Here is a 20,133-nt window from a genome sequence, read left to right as displayed (position 1 = left end):
TGCTTTCCTCCTTCGTCAGAGATGAAGGTTAAGCTTAGGTGGGATAATCAGCGCTGGCAAACAGGCAAAAAAAAGCCGGCGAGTAGCCGGCGTCGTACGAATCAAATTGTGCTATGCAGTAATTCAAAAAAGGAAGTAAGACAATATGGAGCGCAACGCCCATCGCTTGACGTTGCATTCACCTGCGAGAGAGAGTTTGCCGCGATAGCAGCGGCGATTTATTGATATCGATCAGCTTTAGCCGCCCTTTTCCCACCTTTTTCCTTTCTTTTCTTACCTGTTCACAACCATTTACGTCGTTTTAACCACCAGGCAACACCCAGTACCAGCGCCACTAACATCAGGCAAAAAATGCTGAAACCAAAGCGGTAGGCCCCACCGGGAATACCGCCGAGGTTAACGCCAAACAGGCCGGTGAGAAAGGTGGTCGGCAGGAAGACCATCGCCAGCAGCGACATGGTATAGGTGCGACGGTTCATGGCGTCCGCCATAACGGTGGTGATTTCGTCGGCCAGCACCGCGGTACGCGCCACGCTGGCATCTAAATCATCCAGTCCGCGTCCGAGACGGTCTGAAATCTCCTGCATCCGGCGGCGTTCATTGTCATCCATCCAGCCGAGTCGTTCACTGGCCAGCCGGGCATAAACATCGCGCTGTGGCGCCATATAGCGACGCATAACAATAATTTGTTTGCGGATCAACGCCAGCTCGCCACGTGCCGGGATACGCTGGTCAAGCAACGCATCTTCCAGTTCGATAATCTTGTCATGTAACTGTTCGATAAACTCACTGGCGTGATCGGTTAACGCATCACAAACGTCAACCAGCCAGCTGCCGCCGTCGATCGGACCATTACCATTTTGCAGATCGGTCAGCACCTCATCGATAGCGTACACTTTACGACGACGCGTCGAGACAATCAGTTTATCGTTAATAAACACCCGAATGGCCACCAGTTGATCCGGTCGCGACTCAGTGTTGAGATTGACGCTACGCAAGGTGATCATAAAACCATCGCCGAGGCGACTGACCCGGGGCCGCATACTGTCGCCGGAGAGTGCGGCGCGCACCGCATCCGGGATCAGCGGCGTTGATGACAGCCAGTCGGCGCTTTCCCGATGGGTATAATTAAGGTGCAACCAGCAAGGGCGCTCACAGTTAATCACTTCGCTATCGTTGATAGGGATCAGTCCGCCTTTGCCATCCAGCTGGCAGGAGATAATGGCATCAGAAACCTGGAGTGCTTTGCCTTCAATAACGTTCACGTCTTGCCTCAGTCTGAACATAATCAATGCGATACAGTCTAGCGTGCCGCCAGGCAGATGCAATCATCACACAACGGATAAGGGTGACAAAGCATGTCCTGCTTCCGGGGAAAATCAGATCCCGGTCACGAATTTAACCGATAAGCAGCTAAATCGCTTGCCTGTGGATGAGCAGTGATGAAAACTCAGTCCAGTTAAACAGGATTGTTACTGATTCTCAGGCAAAACCTAAACCACTGATTTCCGCCCTTCGCTGGCAGAAATCAGTGGTTTAGGTTTTTTTTTGGTCTGAATTCAGTAACGCAATAATTATCATCATAAACTCGGGCTTGTTCGGGAGCTAACAGCATGAAATACGGAGATTTATCAGAATCCATTCTGCAGGGAGTGGGCGGTAAGGGAAACATTAAGTCGGTGATGCATTGTGCTACGCGGCTGCGCTTTAAGCTAAAAGACCACGGTAAAGCAGACACCGAAGGTCTGAAAAAAAATCCCGGTGTGATAATGGTGGTGGAGAGCGGCGGCCAGTATCAGGTAGTCATTGGCAACCATGTTGCCGAAGTCTATCAGGCGCTGGTGAGTCAGACCGGTCTTGGTGAGCAGACAGAAGAGCAACCAGAAAGCAAAGAACCTTTGTTCGCCCGTTTTATTGATATCGTTTCCGGCATCTTCACCCCTTTTATTGGTGTGATGGCGGCATCCGGTATCCTGAAAGGCCTGCTGGCCGTGGCGCTGGCGGCAGGCGTTATGAGCGACAGCAGCGGCACCTATAAAGCGCTCACCGCAGCCAGTGATGGTTTATTCTACTTTTTACCGATTATTCTCGGCTATAGCGCCGGGAAGAAATTCGGTGGTAGTCCGTTTATCTGTATGACCATTGGCGCCGCCTTAGTGCATCCGGTGATGCTGCAGGCATTTCAGGCCGAGCAGAGCGGCGCTCAGCCGCTTCACTTTTTCGGTATTCCGATGCTGCTGATTAACTACAGTTCATCAGTGATCCCGATTATCTTCGCCAGCTGGCTGTCATGCATCATTGAACGCCTGGTTCACACCCGCCAGCCGGCAGCAGTGCGTAACTTTACGACCCCGTTGATCTGTCTGGCGGTAGTGGTCCCCCTCACCTTCCTGCTGATTGGCCCCATCGCCACCTGGCTAAGCCAGTTGCTGGCGAATGGTTACCTGTTCGTTTATCAGTTGAACTCTGCGGTTGCCGGCGCGCTGGCGGGTGCGTTCTGGCAGGTATGTGTGATCTTTGGTCTGCACTGGGGTCTGGTGCCGATTATGATCAACAACCTCAGTATGCTCGGCCAGGATACGCTGTTACCGCTGCTGATGCCGGCGATATTCGGTCAGGCCGGCGCGACGCTCGGTGTGTTGCTGAAAACCCGTGACGTCAGGATGAAAGGTATCGCGGCTTCCGCATTCAGCGCCAGCCTGTTTGGTATTACCGAACCCGCGGTATATGGCGTCACCCTGCCCAAACGCCGTCCGTTTATCTTCGGCTGTGTTGGCGGGGCGATGGGCGCGGCAATTCTTGGTTTCTTCCACACCACCGCCTTCTCATTTGGTTTTCCTGGCCTGTTTACCTTTGCTCAGGTGGTGCCAAAAACCGGTTTTGATGCTTCGGTTGCCGCCGCATTTGCCGGCGCCATTGTGGCCTTTAGCTTTGCCACTCTTGCCACCCGTTTCTTTGCCACCGTCGACGATCCACTGGTTGAGGCCGCCGCACCGGCTGCGCCGCTGACCTCTGTAAATCCGGATTTACTGAGTAAAACAATTATCAGTAGCCCGATTGGCGGCCAGTTGCTGCCGCTGGATCAGGTGAAAGATGAAACTTTCGCCAGTGGTTTACTGGGCAAAGGCATTGCCATTAAGCCAGCGCAGGGACGCGTCGTCTCGCCGGTTAACGGCACGGTTTCTTCGCTGTTTCGCAGTAAACACGCCATTGGCCTGGCCGCTGACAACGGCGCAGAAGTGCTGATTCATATCGGTATTGATACGGTCAAACTCGAAGGTCAGTACTTCACCGCCCATGTTAAACAGGATGACCGCGTCAGCATTGGCGACTTGCTGATTGAATTCGATATCCCCGCCATCACTGCGGCCGGATATGACCTCACCACCCCGGTAATTATCAGTAACAGCGAAGACTATATCGACGTTTTAGCGGCCAGCCAGCAAAGCCAGATCGAAGAGAACGCTGCGCTGCTGACCCTGATTAAATAAACAAGGAGAATTACAGATGACTGCACGTTTCCCACAACATTTCCTCTGGGGTGGCGCTGTCGCCGCCAACCAGGTTGAAGGCGCCTGGCAGAAAGACGGTAAGGGATTATCGACTTCCGATTTACAGCCACAGGGTATTTTTGGCGCGCGCGTTGAACGCCAGCCCGGTGACTTTGGCATTAAGGATGTAGCGATCGATTTTTATCACCGTTACCCTGAGGATATTAAGTTGTTTGCCGAAATGGGCTTTACGGTACTGCGTACGTCTATTGCCTGGACGCGTATCTATCCCAATGGGGATGAATCGCAGCCGAATGAAGCCGGGCTGGCCTTTTATGATCGGCTGTTTGATGAGATGGCGAAATACAATATCAAACCGCTGGTTACCCTTTCTCATTATGAAATGCCCTATGGGTTGATCAAAAACTACGGCGGCTGGGGCAATCGTCAGACCATCGATTTCTTCGTCAACTATGCGCGTACCGTGTTTAGCCGCTACAAAGACAAAGTGAAGCACTGGCTGACCTTTAATGAGATTAATATGTCGCTGCATGCGCCATTTACCGGCGTGGGTTTGCCGGAAGAGAGCGATAAGCAGGCCATTTACCAGGCGATCCACCATCAACTGGTTGGCAGCGCGCGCGCGGTTAAAGCCTGCCATGAAATTGTGCCAGAGGGCAAAATCGGCAATATGTTGCTGGGTGGCATGCTCTACCCATTAACCTGCCATCCGGCTGATGTCATGGAGACGCTGCAGCAGAACCGCGACTGGCTGTTCTTCGGCGACGTCCAGGTTCGCGGTTATTATCCGGCTTATATGACGCGCTTTTTCAAACAACAGGGTATTACGCTGACGATTGCAGAGCAGGATAAACGTGATCTGCAAAGCACCGTCGACTTTATCTCTTTCAGCTACTATATGACCGGCTGCGTCACTACCGACGAAGAACAGAATCTGAAAGCGCGCGGCAATATCCTTGATATGGTACCTAACCCGCACCTGGCAAGTTCCGAGTGGGGCTGGCAGATCGATCCGCAAGGCCTGCGTTACCTGATGAATGAGCTGTACGATCGCTACCAGAAGCCGCTGTTTATTGTCGAAAATGGTCTGGGCGCACGCGATAAGGTGGAGGCTGACGGCTCAATCCACGATGACTACCGTATCGCCTACCTTAACGATCACCTGGTACAGGTACGTGAGGCGATTGAGGACGGTGTTGAAGTCTGGGGCTATACCTGCTGGGGTCCAATTGACCTGGTGAGCGCCTCAAAAGCGGAATTCTCCAAACGCTATGGCTTTATCTATGTCGACCGTGATGACAGCGGCAACGGCACCCTCGCCCGTACTCGTAAGAAAAGTTTTTACTGGTATCAGGAAGTGATCGGCAGCCATGGCGCATCACTGAAATAATTTTTGCGGGCCAGCCAGAGACTGGCCCGCTTTATCACCCATCCCGATCCTCAGGTAGCTTTCCAATGAAAAAAATCACCTGTCTTATCAGCGCGCTGTTGCTGCTAAGTCATGCCGTTATGGCGACCCCTGCCAACACGTTGCCCTATGTGCCGGACAGTGCGAAACAGTTGCGGGTCATGATCAGCAGCGATGCTAAAAACGAAGCTGACGACGACTTTGCCATCGCACATGCGTTATTAACGCCAACCTTCGATGTACGCGGCTTAATCGCCAGCCATTACGCCAGAACCGCCCCAATGATGGGCATCAAACTGCCCACCATGCAGCAGAGTTATCAGGAACTGCAGCGCCTGAAGCAGGTCATGGGCGATCTACATACGCCGCTTTATCATGGCGCCCTGCAACCACTGGGCGCTAAGGCGCAACCATTAAGCGAAGGTGCGCAGGCGATCATTGCCGAGGCAAAGCGCGATGATAAGCGCCCGTTGTTTGTTCTGGTGCTGGGCCCCGCAACCGATATCGCGCTGGCGCTACAGCGCGCGCCGGAGATTGCCAGTAAGCTTACGGTTATCTGGATTGGCGGAAATCCGTATCCTAAAGGCGGTTGGGAATATAACCTGTTTAACGATCCGCAGGCGGCCAATGTCCTGTTTCAGTCGACGGTTCCGCTGTGGCAGGTGCCGCATAACGTCTATATGTCGATGCGCGTCTCGCTGGCTGAACTGGCGGTGAAGGTGAAGCCACAGGGTGCAACCGGCGATTATCTCTGGCAGCAAATGCTCGACTTCAACCGCTTTGCCTCAGCCGCGCTTAAAAATGTGCCATGGCCAAAAAGCGAAGTCTGGGTGCTGGGGGATAATCCGGCGGTCGGCTTACTGCTTGACGATCACCAATACCATTATCAGCAAGTTAGCGCACCGCGCGTCAATGACGACCTGACCTACGGTAAAGGCGCTCAGACCCGCAAGGTCCGGGTATATGAGGATATTGATGCCCATTTTATTCTGGAAGATCTGTTTGCCAAACTAAAGCTGGCTTACGGTCAGTAATCGCCTGATAGATGCCGTCAAATGACGGCATCTATCTGCCATCCGATGCAACGAGGGGATTATGCCTCATCATTACCCTCTTCGATCGCCAGCGTCTCTTTTCTTACCCGCTCAATATGAATGGTGAGGAACATCCGCTCTTCACTACCCAGCGCATAGGCATACTTGCTCATCACATGGCGATCAATCTTCTGCACGCACAGATAAGCCTGTGGATAGCGGTCACGCACCACATCATGCAGTGACTCATCATCGCTGTAGACACCACGTTTACCCAGCATACGCTGGGAGAAAAACTTCAGATGGGTAACAAAGCGGTTATAACTCAGCGAATCCGTCTGATAATCCAGCTGCAGCTGATATTTAACGATATGCAGGATCTCCTGCATAAAGCGGGTGATATGCATCACCTCCGGCATTTCACTGTTCAGTTGCGCATTGACTAAATGCAGGGCGATAAATCCGGCCTCATCTTCCGGCAGGCTGACCTGCAGACGTTTGGCAATGATCGCCAGCGCTTCCAGCCCGATCGCGTACTCACGCGGGTAGAGGCTGCGTATTTCCCACTGCAGCACATTGCGCATCGGTAAATTCTGCCGCTGACGCTCGAGGGCAAAGTTGATATGATCGGTCAGCGCAATCGCCAGGCTCTCGTGCAGAGCCGTATTCAGGCGCTGTTTCGCCAGCGTGATAATGCACTCACTGGCGATCACCACCTCCAGCGGAATCTCCGACAGCAGTTCCGTTAAGCGGCCGGTAAGCTCGTGGCTTTTCAGGGCAAACACCTTCTCAATCAGCGCCGTATCAAGTTCATCACCGGCGCTTTTTTTATAGGCAATACCCCGCCCCATGACCACCTGTTCATGACCCAGATCGTTATGTACCAGCACAACGTTATTATTTAATATTTTTGCTATTTTCATTTTCCGGCCTGAAAACAAAAAAACCTGACCGCCGGAAAGGGAGATCCCCAGCTGATCAGGTTTTGCCTGCTTAGTCGCAGTAACAATCCAATGCCATCACCTTAATCAATTATCTCCTGGCCTCAAGCCTGATGAGATGGAAGTGTGACAGACCTCGCGAATTGTCTCTGCCCTTCAGTTCGGTGGTTCGGTGTCAGGCGAAGAGCCTATTAATCGTGCTGCAGAATATACATCTCACGACTATAGGCGACATCTTCAGGATTGGTAATGGGGTAGCCTTTTACCCAGGGTTTAATTAAACGCCCATTGGTGTATTGATAGATCGGTGCAATGGGAACCTGATCAGCAAGAATCTGTTCGGCACGATTGTAATCATCATTGCGCGCGACAGCATTACTCTCATTACTGGCCTTTTCCAGCAGGTTATCGTAACTGGCATCTTTAAAGCGGGCGATATTGCCCGTATGGCTGGAGGTCAGCAAGCTAAGAAAAGTCGAAGGCTCATTATAATCGCCCACCCAGGAAGCACGGATCACGGCGAAATTCCCGCTATTACGGCTATCGATATAGGTTTTCCACTCCTGATTTTGCAGCTTCACATTGACGCCAAGGTTCTTCTTCCACATGGAGGCCACGGCGATCGCCACCTTCTGGTTGTTCTCCGAAATATTATACAGCAAGGTGAGGTCAAGTGGCTTCGACGGGCCATAACCGGCTGCCGCCAGTAGCGCTTTTGCCTGGGCGTTCAGCTCTTCCTGCGAATGCTGCTGCAAAATACTGGCTTTCGGCCTGAAGCCCGCGGTCACATCCGGCGTAAAGTGCCATGCCGGTTTTTCGCCGGTGCCCAGCACTTTTTCCGCAATAATCTTGCGGTCAATACTCCAGGAGAGCGCCTTACGGACGCGTACATCGGCAGTCGGCCCCTGCTGGGTGTTAAACGCATAGTAATAGGTGCCGAGCTGATCCGGAGTATACACCTCTTGCGGGATCTCTTTTTTTAGCAGCTGATACAGGTTTTTCGGGAAGGATTCGGTAATATCAATATCACCGGCGCGATAGCGTTTGGTGGCGCTGGACTCTTCGTTAATCGGCACAAAAGTCACTTTATTCAGCACCGTATGCGGGTTATCCCAGTAGTGGCTATTACGCACCAGCACCAGCTTTTCATTGACCACCCGGTCCTGTAATTGGTAAGCGCCATTGCCCACCATATTCCCGGCTTTGGTCCAGTCATTACCCAGCTTCTCAATAACCTTTTGCGGCGTCGGATACAGGGCGAAATTGGCGGTCAGACTGACAAAATACGGTACCGGCTTAGCCAGCGTCACTTTCAGGCGATAGTCATCCAGTGCCGTCACGCCAAGCTTATCCGCAGGCATGGCGCCGCTGGTAATGGCTTTGGCATTTTCAATGCCGGCTAAATCAGCAAACCAGGCAAAGGATGAGGTGTTTTTCGGATCGACCAGACGTCGCCAGCTGTAAACAAAATCATCGGCGGTAACCGGTTCGCCATTTGACCAGCGCGCATCTTTACGTAGGGTGAAGATCCAGGTTTTATTATCAGTACTTTGCCAGCTCAGCGCGACACCCGGCACGATGTTGCCCTGTGCATCCTGGTTGGTCAGACCTTCAAACAGATCGCGGATCACCTGAATTTCCGGCAACCCCACCGCTTTCACCGGATCGAGGGAGGCAGGTTCATCTTTAATATGACGAACAATCTCCTGTTTTTCAGCCAGCCGGGCTCCGGCAGGAACACTGGCGGCGATCGCCGTGGAACAGGCGCTGGCAATCAGCAGCGCGCTCAGAGTCAAGCGGAACGGTTTGATCATAACTTACCCTTAAGCTGTCAATGTGGAAGTCCGAAAAGTGATGCGTCTGGTCCGACGCTGTGACTGGCACTTTAGCGCAAATTGTTGATCGATAAATAGCTATTTTCTAAAACGGCATTTTACGTTAGCTTTATGACCACCCTCTTTACAGGAGCGATATCATGTCCTTATTACACCCGCGTCCACAACGCGGCATGCTGGATGCCAGTATGAAAACCTACGGAACCTCGCAACTGGGTGCGCCGTTGCTATGGTTTCCGGCACCCAATGCGGATGACGACAGCGGGCTGATCCTGGCGGGCACGCACGGTGATGAAACTGCGGCGGTGGTAACGCTCTCCTGTGCGATGCGTACCCTACAGGAGTCGCATCGTCGTCATCATGTGGTGATGGCGGTAAATCCTGATGGTTGCCAGCTGGGTCTGCGTGCTAACGCGCGCGGCGTGGATCTGAATCGTAATTTTCCTGCGGCTAATTGGCAGTCCGGTGATACGGTTTATCGCTGGAACAGTGCGGCAGATGAACGGGATGTGCTGTTGTCCACCGGCGACTCCCCGGCTTCCGAGCCGGAAACCCAGGCGCTGTGCGATCTTATCCATCAACTGCAGCCGCAGTGGATTGTGACTTTTCATGAGCCTTTAGCCTGCATTGACGATCCGCACAGCAGTATCCTGGGGCAGTGGCTGGCAAAAAAAATGGCGCTGCCGCTGGTCACCAGCGTCGGCTATGCCACCCCGGGCTCTTTCGGCAGCTGGTGCGCGGATCTCGGCCTGCCCTGTATCACGGCGGAACTGCCACCAATTGCCGTTGATGAGGCAACGGAAACATACCTGCACGCGATGATCGACCTGCTTAGCTGGCAGCCGTAAGATCAATACTGCCGCTGGAAAAACGCAAAGCGGGTTCGACGTCCACCGCCAGCCAGGTTGGCCCATCCAGATCGACATAGCGTGCGCCCGGCGCCAGCGGTAAGGCAGCATTAATCGCCCGTGAAGTGCAGAGCATACAGCCGAGCATAATACTGAAGCCTGCCGCCTGCGCCTGCTGTGCCAGCGCCAGCGCTTCGGTCAGCCCGCCGGTTTTATCCAGCTTGATATTAACCATCTCATAGCGATTCACCAGCGCGGGCAGACTGGCGCGCGTATGGCAGCTCTCATCAGCGCAAATGGGCAGCGGGTGGATAAAATTCTCCAGCGCCGCATCATCCTGCGCAGGCAGCGGCTGCTCAAGCATCGCCACGCCAAGATCGGCCAGTAGCTGGCAGCGCGCTGCCAGCCCTTCACTTTTCCAGGACTCATTGGCATCAACGATCAGTTGCGCCGTCGGTACCGCCGCCCGGATCGCCATCAGCCGTTCGGTGAGCAGATGATCATCGAGTTTAATTTTCAGTAGCCGTGCCCCGGCCTGCCACAGCGCCAGCGCGCTGTTGGCCATCCTTTCCGGCGTATCAATGCTGACGGTTTGTGCCATGGTGATCCGATCGGGCATGGTGGTGGCGGTCAGTTGCCATAAACTGTTGCCGCTATGTCGTGCCTGCCAGTCCCACATTGCGCTGTCGATGGCATTACGCGCCGCGCCGGCGGGCAACAGCGTTTGCAGCGCCTCGCGCGTCAGGCCATGTTCCAGCTGCGGCAATACTGCAGCAATCTCGGCCAGTACTGAGGCTTCTGTTTCGCCATAGCGTGGATAAGGAGTGCATTCGCCAACGCCTTTAATCCCCTCTTCTTCCAGTTCGACCACCACCACGCCCGCTTCGGTGCGCGCACCGCGTGCAATGACAAACGGGGTACGTAACGGCCAGGTTTCCGGATATAGTTTTACCGCTCTCATCCACGCTTCCTTTTGATTTCTTTTGCTTAGTTTTAGCCCATTAGTTACCACGGCGCTATTAAGCCAGGCAAAATATTCACCCTGTGCCACGCTTACTGGCTCAGCGCATGTCACAGACATGTCATATAATTTAACTCTCTTTCTCTGGTCAGTTGCCCTACACTGACCGACGTGTCAAACACATGTAAAAGGAACCACTATGTCTCAGACAGTCAATTTTCAGGGTAACCCGGTATCGGTCGCCGGTCAGATTCCCGTGCCGGGTCAGGCAGCGAAGCCATTTAGCCTGGTGGCCAAAAATCTTGCTGATGTTTCCCTCTCGGACTACGCCGGCAAGCGTAAAGTCCTGAATATTTTCCCCAGCATTGATACCGGCGTTTGTGCGGCCTCAGTGCGCAAGTTTAATCAGCTGGCGGGCGAGCTGGATAATACCGTGGTGTTATGTATCTCGGCCGATTTGCCGTTTGCACAGTCGCGCTTTTGCGGCTCAGATGGTTTAACTAATGTCGTCACCCTCTCCACCCTGCGTGGCGCTGAGTTTAAACAAGATTACGGCGTGGCTATTGTGGATGGCCCACTACAGGGTCTTACTGCCCGCGCAGTAGTGGTAGTTGATGAGAAAGATCAGGTGCTGTACAGCCAGCTGGTTGATGAGATTACCACCGAGCCGGATTACGATGCGGCGCTGGCGGCGCTGAAATAATACAGCGCCGGTGAGCTATAAATGTGGCGGGAGCCATAAATGTGGCGGGAGCCATAAATGTGACGGGAGCCATAAATGGCTCCCCTACAGTGTTTCAGGTAACCCCTTGTAGGGGCGGCATTTATGCCGCCCGTATCAATGATATGCACCAGCCGTGCAAAATAGCTGATTATTCTTTCTTCTGCCCCAGCCCATACTCACGTAATTTATTAGCAATGGCGGTATGAGATACACCAAGACGCTTCGCCAGCTTGCGTGTGCTGGGATAAGAGAGATAGAGACGCGTTAACACCGAGCGTTCAAAGCGGCTGGTAATTTCATCCAGCGAACCGGCAATCGCATCATCTCCCAGAGACATCTCTATCGCAAACTCCGGCAGCACAATATCCTGTGGACGCAATTCATACCCTTCCAACTGGGTTAATGCCCGGTAGAGCGCATTTTTCAGCTGACGCACATTGCCCGGCCAGTTATAGCGGGTTAAAAATGCATTCAACTGCGGTGACAAACGCGGGCGCGCAACGCCCTGTTCATCGGCAAAACGGGCGACAAACATCTCGGTCAGCGGCAGAATATCCTGCGGACGATCGCGCAGCGGCGGCAGATTAATGGTTAATACATTCAACCGGTAAAACAGATCTTCGCGGAACTCGCCGCGATGAACCATTTCCGTCAGATTCTTCTGCGTGGCGCAAATCACCCGCACATCGACATGCACCTCATGTTCCTCACCAACGCGGCGAAACGTCCCATCATTCAGAAAACGCAGCAGCTTAGTCTGCATCCGCGGTGACATCTCACCAATCTCATCCAGCAGTACCGAGCCACCGTTTGCCTGCTCAAAGAACCCTTTTTTACCCTCCAGCGCATTTGGATATGCCCCCGCGGCATGACCAAACAGTTCGCTTTCCGCCACATCATCCGGCAAAGAGGCGCAGTTCAACGCAAGGAAAGGTTTTTTGCCCCGGGTGCTGCGCAAATGGCAGGCGCGCGCCAGCATATCCTTACCGGTGCCGGTATCACCGACAATCAGTAACGGCGCATCAAGCATCGCCAGCTTGCGCGCCTGCTCGATCACCTGGCGCATTTTCGGGTTTACCGCCACCAGATGATCAAATTCCGTATCATCATTGACCGCCAGATTTTGCAGCTGTTGCCCCATGCGGGCGGTGGACTTCAGCATAATCACTGCGCCGACCAGACTGCTCTGCTTATCATTATCCACAGCGGTATAGATTGGCCGCGCCTCCATCAGAAAATCACGGCCCTGGATCACCACATGTTGCGCATGGGCTGCAACAGATTCACTTTCCAGCCAGCGACTGAAATTAAAGCCGCTGATTAACGAACTGACGTTATAGTTGCGTATTTTTTGTTCATCGAGGTCAAACAGCGTTTGCGCTGCCGGATTCGCCAGCTCTACTTTGCTTTTCAGATCAACGGAAAATACCGGTTCCGGCAATGCCACCAGCAGCGCGCTCAGCGCACGATGTTCGCGTTCGGAAGGCATAAACGAGATGGTGCGCACATCGGTGACCCCGGGAATGCGACGAATTTCAGCCATCAGATTACTGAATTGCTCAAAGGCAATGGCGGAGAAGTTAAGATAGATTCGCCCGATAGTGGCGATTTCGATACCGCGCAAATCAATGCTGCGTTCAACCAGCAAATCCAGCAGTTCGCGCGCCAGACCAATTCGGTCCTGACAGAAGACTTCCAAACGCATCGGGTGGCCCTGTTCAAAAATGGAAACACAATTATTGAAGATAATACGCCAACCTGCGTCAGGTCTGAAGTGATCTGTCAGGAAAAGTTGACAGCAACCGGCAACCAGGGCCATTTTGCATGGTACTTACCCCGGCGCTATGGGATGGCTGCCTTGCGCCGCCAGTCATTCAGATATAGTTATGGTGTATGATTGTCTGACAAAGACGTTCATCCAGAAAGTCCAGATAAACTATATTGGGTATTGTATTATATTCATAAGCATAACGACTTAGCACAGTGGCAAGATTAGGATTTGAGTAAGCGGAAAGCGTGTGAATATCGTGATTTCCTATACCTGCTGATGTCAATATCCATGATAACAGGAAAAGATAGTCTTTCCCCAGACCCGCATAATCACGCCATTTCGCCAGCTGATCGTCCCGCATATTGTTATATGTCTGCGTGTTAGAATAAACGTCATATACCGATATATTCTCTCTTGTTGTGGTAATTTCCGCATTGTGATAGCGAAAGAAACCCTTTTCCGGAGATATGTGTTCAGAATAATCAAATACCAACAGAATTTTACTCCTTAACACGCCCAATTCAATATCAAGCAAGCGCACCCTCGGATCCATATTTTTATACAAATAATCGCTATATCCTGCAAGAAACTCATTAACCCTGTTTTTTATATCTACTACATCATGTCCGGAATCATTACGTATATGGGAAATTTTTAGAATGGCGGTTTCAGTGGGGTTGGACACCAGGAAGTCACATGTATTATCAAGCACTCTCTTCAGCGTGATACCATTACAACCCCATTGTTCATTACGATGATAGGTGACTAATTCACCATAATCATAATCTACTCGGATATCAAAGAAGCGCACTCCTGCAGCAAGTTGGCTGGCAACATTAAGCGACTGGGTTCTTGAATATGGCGCAGCGATCACCGCTGGAGCACAGTGGCTGGTTTCAGACATGCCGGAATTATGACTGGCAGGCATTATTATCTGGTTCAATCGGTAGGAAGAGGATAGTCCGGCCATCCAGCGGGCAGGGTTAATGACTGACAGATGCAGAATATCCACGACATTCACTGCCGAGTCATTAGTTCCACGCCAGAAAGTCACCTCTATTGGGTGGCCATTCCTTGCCATGCCGATAGCCACGACCCGGTCACCACCGATATTGCGACAATTTCTTCCGCCAAACCACCAGTTATTACTGGTCCCCGCCTGCCCCTGAGCAAAGGCAATATTCGCAAAACGAAAAGTATGTTCGTTGCTTCCGAGAATACCGCCACTAAGAGTCATTTCCAGGATGCCGAGGAAAGCAAAATTCAGCTCGCTGGCGCTGTGGTTAAAAGTAGTCTGGCTGCCGGATACCCGATTGTTAAACCAGCGGGCAACGTCAGACGATTTTTTACGTCCTACACGGAATGTCATTTTCCCATCGCCAACGAAATCCTTACGCAAACCTGTATAGATCAGGCCATTAGGATCCTGACCGCTGGTAACGGCATACTCTCCGATAATATAATGACCTCTAATCCGGTGTTCTTCTGAGCGCAGTATCACCTCATTATCGCGGTAGGTCATCTCAATCTCAACACTGTTACTCTCCCTGACGGTTACTTCGCCTTCATTATCTGTAAGGTCACATTTTATTTTCCCATCATCTCCGTCTTTGTCTTTTCCACTCTTAATCTCACTATTTTTACTGCCATGCTTATGGCTGTCTCTTTTTTTTGCACACATAACTCCTCCGCGTTTATAAAACAATAAAATGCCATCTAAAATAAAATCATTCAGATACACTAAGCAGAGTAGTTACTTTGCGAAGAAGTAATTAATAGAAATAATAATTCTTATATTGATAACTTCCAGTGAAGGGGAACTGATATACTTTTGATTATTTAATGTTATTTTTTGAGATCAGACGTTTTTTAGTTTTCACTCAGCATCATAGTTGAACTTTAACTACGGAGAAAATAGCCATTCAATATTAAATACTGAAAGTTAATTAAAAAGGATGATATCGGCGCCATGTTCTGTAACGCCGGAACAATAAAATACAGCGACAGGCAGTATTGCCCGGTGCCGAATTAACGTCCGAAAAACCGGTTAAACAGGTTAATCGCAAGGTCGGCCAGTGGCGATCGGATCGGTTGCGTTAATCTGGTCATCTGCGCAAGGCGCTCAAGGCGATAATCATTTTGCAGCACACACTCTTCCAGTTGCTTTACCTGCCGATCTTTTACCCTCGCCGGATGATTATCCCAGGCATTCATCATCATCTGTTGCCGTTCCAGGTTATCATCTGTTTCACCACCATCAATCAGAATTGCCTGCGCTCGCATATTCTGATTTATCACCCTGAGATCATTAAATATTAGTTGCGTCGTACTCTGATTGTTCACCTCCCGGGTTAACGGTGTACCCTCCCCGGCTGGCCACTTTTTCTGCAGATGCTTATTATAGCGTTGCACACAGTGATCTCTGTCCTGCAGGACATATTCTGTCATTTTGCCGCCAGCGAATCTGAGCTTATCAGACAGGCTATCCACCACCGGCAGCAGATATGAGCGCGGGCCGGAGTGCGCACATTGCTGCTGGAACAGCGATACCACCGACTCCAGTATCTCCTCATCCTGCAGACGGGCTTGTGACTCCAACGGGGATCCCCCGGCGCGGCGCGGCTGAAAAAAATATTGATCCACTACCGCCAGTAAGTTATCGACCAGAGACAGGCAGCTTTGTCGTTCAGAGAGTTGTTGGTTGAGATCATCTACCCGCGCTTCAGCGCCCGCGACGATACTGAGAAAGCGGGCTTTTGCCTGTGCTGATGAAAGAAGCTGCGGTGTGTTGAAAATCGCCTGTGGCGGCTGAAACAGCGGCTCCTGCCTCCGATTCAGCGGATAAAGGGGCAGAACAGTACTGTTAGTATCGAATGAAACCGTCATCATTGTTTCTCCGGTAAGTGTCATCCCTGTGGCTACCTGTGTTCTGAATGACGCGGGCAAAATTTTACTTCGCTGATTCTGATTTGCCGTTGTGTTGCAGTGTTTCCTTTAGTTGGCCAATTAATTCGCGGCGGAAATCCCCCAGGCGCGGTTTATCATCAGCCAGCCACGGCAACGGGCGACACAGTTCCATTGCTTTAATCCCCAGGCGCGCGGTAAGTAATCCGACGCCAATGCCTTGTGCCGCGCGTGCTGAAAGGCGCGCGGCGATATCCTGCGATATCCAGTCCATTCCCACTTCCCGCACCAGCTCAGACGCGCCGGCGAAGGCAATATTCAGCAGTACCAGACGAAACAGACGAATACGGCTAAAGTAACCCAGCTGAATGCCATAAATGGCGGCAATACGATTGACCAGCCGCAGATTGCGCCAGGCAATAAACGCCATATCCACCAGCGCCAGCGGGCTGACGGCAATCATCAGCGTCGATTCCGCCGCCGAGCGGCTGATTTCCCGCCGCGCCTGACGGTCCAGTACCGGCTGTACCAGTTGGGCATAGAGAGCAACAATTTCGCGGTCATTATGGGTCTCATGTAGCGATGCCTGCCAGCGCTGCAACGCCGGATGGCCCTGATCGAGGCCAGCCTGAGCAGCCAGCTTTTCACAAAACTCGCGCCCTTTCCCCATGCCGTGACTATGCAGCAATTCGCGTCCGATATCGCGCTCTTCCGCCCGTTCGCGTAATTTATACAGGCGACGCCATTCTCCGGCCAGCGAACCCGCGCCGGCAACCACAATCAGGCCGCCGGCAACGCCGCCGCCCAGTGCGGCCCAGTCCTGTAGCAGCCAGGCGTTATGTATCCACTGCACGCCCTGTGCCAGCAGACTGGCCGCAAACAGCCCTAACCCGGCGGCGACCATTTTACGCCACAGACTACGTTTGGGCCGCAGAGCGGCCTCTACCGCGCGCTCACCCGCCCCCTCTTCCAGCGGTTCAGCTTCCTCAGCCTGCAACGCAATAAACTGCGCTTCCTGCTGTTCAAATGCCTGTGCCGGTTTTATCAACGGCGTCTGCTCCGCTTCCAGCGGTTTGGCAAAGTCAATGCGTGGTTTAAGCGGTGTAGTATCGTTCATCGCAGCTTATCTCCCAGTAAAAACTCCAGCGCCGCATCCATGCGAATATGCGGCAGCGACCGATCGACATCGATGTTTTGTGGCCGGAACTGTTCAAAGTGAAACCCCTGCTGCTGCCAGAACGCGTTGCCCGGCAGACGCGGCGGCACTTCTCCAGGGTAAAACGTTAATGGCTCATTATCCTGCAAACGATGGCCGCGCAGCGCCGGGATCTTCTCCCCCTGATGATCCACCAGCCCGCTCTGCGTCGCCTGCACCGCAGCCAGTCCGACGCAATCCATGGTGATGCCTTCAAAAGCGGCATTCTGCCAGGCATCCTGAACCAGTTGCTGCAACAGTGAAACCAGATTGGCATGCTGATCGGCGGTAACATGATCCGACTTACTGGCGGCAAACAGCAGTTTATCAATCACTGGCGAGAACAGCCGGCGAAACAGTGTACGCTGACCGTAATGAAAACTTTGCATCAGCTGCGTTAACGCCAGCCGCATATCATTAAAAGCCTGCGGTCCGCTATTCAGCGGTTGCAGACAATCCACCAGCACAATCTGACGGTCAAATTGCAGAAAGTAATTCTTATAGAAACCTTTCACCACATGCTGGCAATAGTAGTTGAAGCGGGCGCGTAACGTGCCAATATTGCTGTGCTTATCAGCCTGCGCCAGCTTCGACTCGCCAGAGGCATCCACATCCGGCCACGGAAAAAACTGCAATGCCGGCGCACCAGCCATATCGCCAGGCAGGACAAAACGGCCCGGCTGAATAAAGTGCAACCCCTGCTGTTTACAGCGCAGCAGATAGTCGGTCCATGCCTGAGCAATCTCCGCCAGCCGATTTTCATCAGCCGGCGCCAGCGGATCCAGGCCGGCACAGAGATCGCGCCACGGCTGCGCCCACTGCGCACGATCCCCCTGCAGTAAGCCGGTCATCTGGCGTGACCAGCTGAGATAATCCTGCGCCAGCATTGGCAGGTCGAGCAGCCACTCGCCAGGATAGTCGACAATCTCCAGATACAGTGTTGAGGTCTCTTTAAAGTGGCGCAACAGCGAGTCGCGTGAACGGTAGCGCAGCGCCAGGCGCATTTCACTGACGCCACGTGTCGGGGTTGGCCAGTTGGGTGGTATGGCATAGAGCTGTGCCAACCCTTCATCATAGGTGAAGCGCTGAATGCCCATATCGCGTTGCGGTACGCGTTTGACGCCGAGCAGACGCTGCTCACGCACCGCCGACAACATCGGCAACCGCGCACCGGCATGGACATTAAGTAGTTGATTTACCATAGAGGTAATAAAAGCGGTCTTGCCGCTCCGGCTCAGGCCGGTGACGGCAAGACGCAGATGGCGATCCACGCCACGATTTACCAGCGACATCAATTCATTTTGCAGTCGTTTCATTTGTCTCCTTGACGAAGCGCGCCGATGCTCTGCGCATCACACGCGCCAGCAGCGGTTCCAGCGCCAGCGCCAGCAGTATACGCAATGGACGACGGGCAACAGATTTTACTGCCCAGCCGGTAATGCCTGCAGGCCCGTAAGTTACTGCATTGATAATGATAAATTTACCGGCCGATTTCAACGCGGGTGCAGCGTTACGGCGCAAAGTGTTTTGCCAGTCGCGCATCGTGGGTTCTCCCGTGAGGACTAAGAAGGGCCTGCTAACAGGCCCGCGCAGCAGAAATCAGAGCTGGCTAAAGCGGCTGCGGACACTAAAGGTTTCCGAGGTCACATAACGCTCGACTTCACGCAGACGACTTTCACCGGCCTGCAGCTCATTACTGAGATCGTTCAGCAACTGCCCGGCGGTTGGCGGCTGCGGTTCATTTTCGGCGCCGTAAGGCATCGGATCCAGCACCCAGCTCAGAATAAAATAGGCGACAACGGTGAACATAAACAGACCAAAAAACATCGACAGCACGACAATAACGCGCACTAAACGTACCGGGATATCCAGATACTGAGCAATACCGGCGCAAACACCTTTAAACTTCCCCTGTTGCGGAATACGCCATAATTTTTTCCCTTTAATCGATAATCCTGTCATGGCTGCCTCCAGTGGGGATGCTCGGCGTCAAGGATCTCTTCCAGCGCCTGAATACGTTCGCGCATCCGGCGGGCATCCTGGGTTAACTGCTGCAAACGCTGCAGATCGCTTTGCGACAATTCAGCGCCGTTGTTTTGACGATTGCTGTAATGCAGCCATAACCAGATCGGTGCCACAAACAGCACGAAAATTGTCAGCGGTATGGCAAGAAATAACGCGCTCATTCACTCTCCTTGGCCTTATCTACCCGAGGAACGGGACGGTGATGATGTAACGGGCATCGCAGTGGATGCCCGCAGCGAACTTACTCGCTACGATTCATTCTGGCTTTTAACGCGTTCAGCTGTTCGCTGATCTCATCACTGGCTTTCAGTTCAGCAAATTCCTGATCGAGAGTTTTCTTTTTGCCAAAACTGACGCTTTCCGCTTCCGCTTCCATATGGTCAATACGGCGCTCAAAAGACTCGAAACGCGCCATCGCTTCATCAATTTTACCGCTATCAAGCTGGCGACGCACATCACGGGATGAAGAGGCTGCCTGATGACGCAGTGTCAGTGCCTGCTGGCGTGCACGGGTTTCGCTGAGTTTTTTCTCCAGCTCGCTGATTTCACCTTTCATGCGTGTCAGCGTCTCTTCCACCTGGCTCACTTCCTGTTGCAGAGTGGCGTTCAGATCGGTCAGTTTCTGTTTTTCAATCAACGCGGCGCGTGCCAGATCCTCTTTATCTTTGCGCAGGGCCAGCTCGGCTTTCTCCTGCCACTCACTCTGCTGCGTTTCGGCCTGATCGATACGACGAATCAGATGTTTCTTTTCCGCCAGCGCCCGTGCTGAGGTGGAACGCACTTCAACCAGCGTGTCTTCCATCTCCTGAATCATCAGGCGTACCAGCTTTTGTGGATCTTCAGCCTTTTCCAACAATGAATTGATGTTGGCGTTCACGATGTCGGCAAAGCGAGAAAAAATACCCATAATTAAAACCCTCATAATAGTGGTCTGCAAAGCTGTATAGCGCGTTTACTAGCGCTTTAACTAATTCA

The 20,133-nt window shown here is 52.6% G+C and carries 18 protein-coding genes; 5 read left to right on the top strand and 13 right to left on the bottom strand.

Features of this window, described 5'->3' with window-relative positions:
- Positions 1–281: 281 nt before the first annotated feature.
- On the bottom strand, positions 282–1,265 hold the full coding sequence (gene zntB, locus JWF83_RS25290) for a zinc transporter ZntB (protein WP_413653255.1): 984 nt from the start codon (positions 1,263–1,265) through the stop codon (positions 282–284).
- A gap of 348 nt (positions 1,266–1,613) precedes the next feature.
- Here zntB and bglF point away from each other — a divergent pair, with 348 nt between their 5' ends.
- The 3 genes from bglF (at position 1,614) to JWF83_RS25275 (ending at position 5,954) form a co-directional block, all read left to right on the top strand.
- Positions 1,614–3,491, top strand: a complete 1,878-nt coding sequence (gene bglF, locus JWF83_RS25285) for a PTS beta-glucoside transporter subunit IIABC (RefSeq protein WP_413653254.1) — start codon at positions 1,614–1,616, stop codon at positions 3,489–3,491.
- 16 nt (positions 3,492–3,507) lie between these two features.
- Complete coding sequence (locus JWF83_RS25280; protein WP_413653253.1) at positions 3,508–4,902, top strand: glycoside hydrolase family 1 protein; 1,395 nt, start codon at positions 3,508–3,510, stop codon at positions 4,900–4,902.
- 65 nt (positions 4,903–4,967) lie between these two features.
- The gene (locus tag JWF83_RS25275) at positions 4,968–5,954 is read left to right on the top strand and encodes a nucleoside hydrolase (protein WP_413653252.1); all 987 of its coding nucleotides are present in this window, start codon (positions 4,968–4,970) and stop codon (positions 5,952–5,954) included.
- 59 nt (positions 5,955–6,013) lie between these two features.
- On the opposite strand, the gene licT is transcribed toward JWF83_RS25275, so the two are convergent.
- A complete protein-coding gene (gene licT, locus JWF83_RS25270) occupies positions 6,014–6,877 on the bottom strand; it encodes a BglG family transcription antiterminator LicT (RefSeq protein ID WP_413653251.1) in 864 nt (287 codons plus the stop codon).
- 209 nt (positions 6,878–7,086) lie between these two features.
- Positions 7,087–8,709 (bottom strand): peptide ABC transporter substrate-binding protein, encoded by a 1,623-nt coding sequence (locus tag JWF83_RS25265; protein ID WP_413653250.1) that lies wholly within the window; start codon positions 8,707–8,709, stop codon positions 7,087–7,089.
- 161 nt (positions 8,710–8,870) lie between these two features.
- Here JWF83_RS25265 and mpaA point away from each other — a divergent pair, with 161 nt between their 5' ends.
- Positions 8,871–9,578 (top strand): murein tripeptide amidase MpaA, encoded by a 708-nt coding sequence (mpaA, locus tag JWF83_RS25260; protein WP_413653249.1) that lies wholly within the window; start codon positions 8,871–8,873, stop codon positions 9,576–9,578.
- On the opposite strand, the gene ycjG is transcribed toward mpaA, so the two are convergent.
- Complete coding sequence (gene ycjG / locus JWF83_RS25255) at positions 9,562–10,539, bottom strand: L-Ala-D/L-Glu epimerase (protein WP_413653248.1); 978 nt, start codon at positions 10,537–10,539, stop codon at positions 9,562–9,564. The genes mpaA and ycjG overlap by 17 nt on opposite strands.
- 199 nt (positions 10,540–10,738) lie before the next feature.
- Here ycjG and tpx point away from each other — a divergent pair, with 199 nt between their 5' ends.
- A complete protein-coding gene (tpx, locus tag JWF83_RS25250; protein WP_413653247.1) occupies positions 10,739–11,242 on the top strand; it encodes a thiol peroxidase in 504 nt (167 codons plus the stop codon).
- 169 nt (positions 11,243–11,411) lie between these two features.
- On the opposite strand, the gene tyrR is transcribed toward tpx, so the two are convergent.
- The 9 genes from tyrR to pspA all read right to left on the bottom strand — a co-directional run bounded on the left by tyrR (position 11,412) and on the right by pspA (position 20,065).
- Complete coding sequence (gene tyrR / locus JWF83_RS25245; protein WP_413653246.1) at positions 11,412–12,968, bottom strand: transcriptional regulator TyrR; 1,557 nt, start codon at positions 12,966–12,968, stop codon at positions 11,412–11,414.
- A gap of 169 nt (positions 12,969–13,137) precedes the next feature.
- The gene (locus JWF83_RS25240; RefSeq protein ID WP_413653245.1) at positions 13,138–14,775 is read right to left on the bottom strand and encodes a hypothetical protein; all 1,638 of its coding nucleotides are present in this window, start codon (positions 14,773–14,775) and stop codon (positions 13,138–13,140) included.
- A gap of 287 nt (positions 14,776–15,062) precedes the next feature.
- A complete protein-coding gene (locus tag JWF83_RS25235) occupies positions 15,063–15,923 on the bottom strand; it encodes a hypothetical protein (RefSeq protein WP_413653244.1) in 861 nt (286 codons plus the stop codon).
- A gap of 61 nt (positions 15,924–15,984) precedes the next feature.
- A complete protein-coding gene (locus JWF83_RS25230) occupies positions 15,985–17,055 on the bottom strand; it encodes a TIGR01620 family protein (RefSeq protein ID WP_413653243.1) in 1,071 nt (356 codons plus the stop codon).
- Complete coding sequence (locus JWF83_RS25225; RefSeq protein ID WP_413653242.1) at positions 17,052–18,449, bottom strand: YcjX family protein; 1,398 nt, start codon at positions 18,447–18,449, stop codon at positions 17,052–17,054. Before JWF83_RS25225 ends, JWF83_RS25230 begins: the two co-directional genes overlap by 4 nt.
- Positions 18,430–18,675, bottom strand: coding sequence for a phage shock protein PspD (gene pspD / locus JWF83_RS25220; RefSeq protein ID WP_413653241.1), 246 nt, complete (start codon positions 18,673–18,675; stop codon positions 18,430–18,432). Before pspD ends, JWF83_RS25225 begins: the two co-directional genes overlap by 20 nt.
- A gap of 57 nt (positions 18,676–18,732) precedes the next feature.
- Positions 18,733–19,095, bottom strand: coding sequence for an envelope stress response membrane protein PspC (pspC, locus tag JWF83_RS25215; RefSeq protein ID WP_413653240.1), 363 nt, complete (start codon positions 19,093–19,095; stop codon positions 18,733–18,735).
- A complete protein-coding gene (pspB, locus tag JWF83_RS25210; RefSeq protein WP_413653239.1) occupies positions 19,092–19,319 on the bottom strand; it encodes an envelope stress response membrane protein PspB in 228 nt (75 codons plus the stop codon). The genes pspC and pspB overlap by 4 nt, the downstream gene beginning before the upstream one ends.
- Before the next feature lie 80 nt (positions 19,320–19,399).
- Positions 19,400–20,065 (bottom strand): phage shock protein PspA, encoded by a 666-nt coding sequence (pspA, locus tag JWF83_RS25205; protein WP_413653238.1) that lies wholly within the window; start codon positions 20,063–20,065, stop codon positions 19,400–19,402.
- Between the last annotated feature and the right edge of the window lie 68 nt (positions 20,066–20,133).

This window comes from Pantoea sp. B65 (genome assembly GCF_047308185.1).
In the GTDB taxonomy this organism is placed as follows: Bacteria; Pseudomonadota; Gammaproteobacteria; order Enterobacterales; family Enterobacteriaceae; genus Erwinia.
The sequence above is the reverse complement of the archived record's forward strand: the minus strand, read 5'-3'. Positions and strand labels throughout refer to the sequence as shown.

Coding starts and splice junctions, on each gene's coding strand:
- JWF83_RS25265 (WP_413653250.1), bottom strand. CDS start 8,709: ATGATCAAACCGTTCCGCTTGACTCTGAGCGCGCTGCTGATTGCCAGC.
- licT (WP_413653251.1), bottom strand. CDS start 6,877: ATGAAAATAGCAAAAATATTAAATAATAACGTTGTGCTGGTACATAAC.
- pspD (WP_413653241.1), bottom strand. CDS start 18,675: ATGCGCGACTGGCAAAACACTTTGCGCCGTAACGCTGCACCCGCGTTG.
- bglF (WP_413653254.1), top strand. CDS start 1,614: ATGAAATACGGAGATTTATCAGAATCCATTCTGCAGGGAGTGGGCGGT.
- JWF83_RS25230 (WP_413653243.1), bottom strand. CDS start 17,055: ATGAACGATACTACACCGCTTAAACCACGCATTGACTTTGCCAAACCG.
- pspC (WP_413653240.1), bottom strand. CDS start 19,095: ATGACAGGATTATCGATTAAAGGGAAAAAATTATGGCGTATTCCGCAA.
- JWF83_RS25275 (WP_413653252.1), top strand. CDS start 4,968: ATGAAAAAAATCACCTGTCTTATCAGCGCGCTGTTGCTGCTAAGTCAT.
- mpaA (WP_413653249.1), top strand. CDS start 8,871: ATGTCCTTATTACACCCGCGTCCACAACGCGGCATGCTGGATGCCAGT.
- tpx (WP_413653247.1), top strand. CDS start 10,739: ATGTCTCAGACAGTCAATTTTCAGGGTAACCCGGTATCGGTCGCCGGT.
- pspB (WP_413653239.1), bottom strand. CDS start 19,319: ATGAGCGCGTTATTTCTTGCCATACCGCTGACAATTTTCGTGCTGTTT.
- JWF83_RS25225 (WP_413653242.1), bottom strand. CDS start 18,449: ATGAAACGACTGCAAAATGAATTGATGTCGCTGGTAAATCGTGGCGTG.
- ycjG (WP_413653248.1), bottom strand. CDS start 10,539: ATGAGAGCGGTAAAACTATATCCGGAAACCTGGCCGTTACGTACCCCG.
- JWF83_RS25235 (WP_413653244.1), bottom strand. CDS start 15,923: ATGATGACGGTTTCATTCGATACTAACAGTACTGTTCTGCCCCTTTAT.
- JWF83_RS25280 (WP_413653253.1), top strand. CDS start 3,508: ATGACTGCACGTTTCCCACAACATTTCCTCTGGGGTGGCGCTGTCGCC.
- pspA (WP_413653238.1), bottom strand. CDS start 20,065: ATGGGTATTTTTTCTCGCTTTGCCGACATCGTGAACGCCAACATCAAT.
- tyrR (WP_413653246.1), bottom strand. CDS start 12,968: ATGCGTTTGGAAGTCTTCTGTCAGGACCGAATTGGTCTGGCGCGCGAA.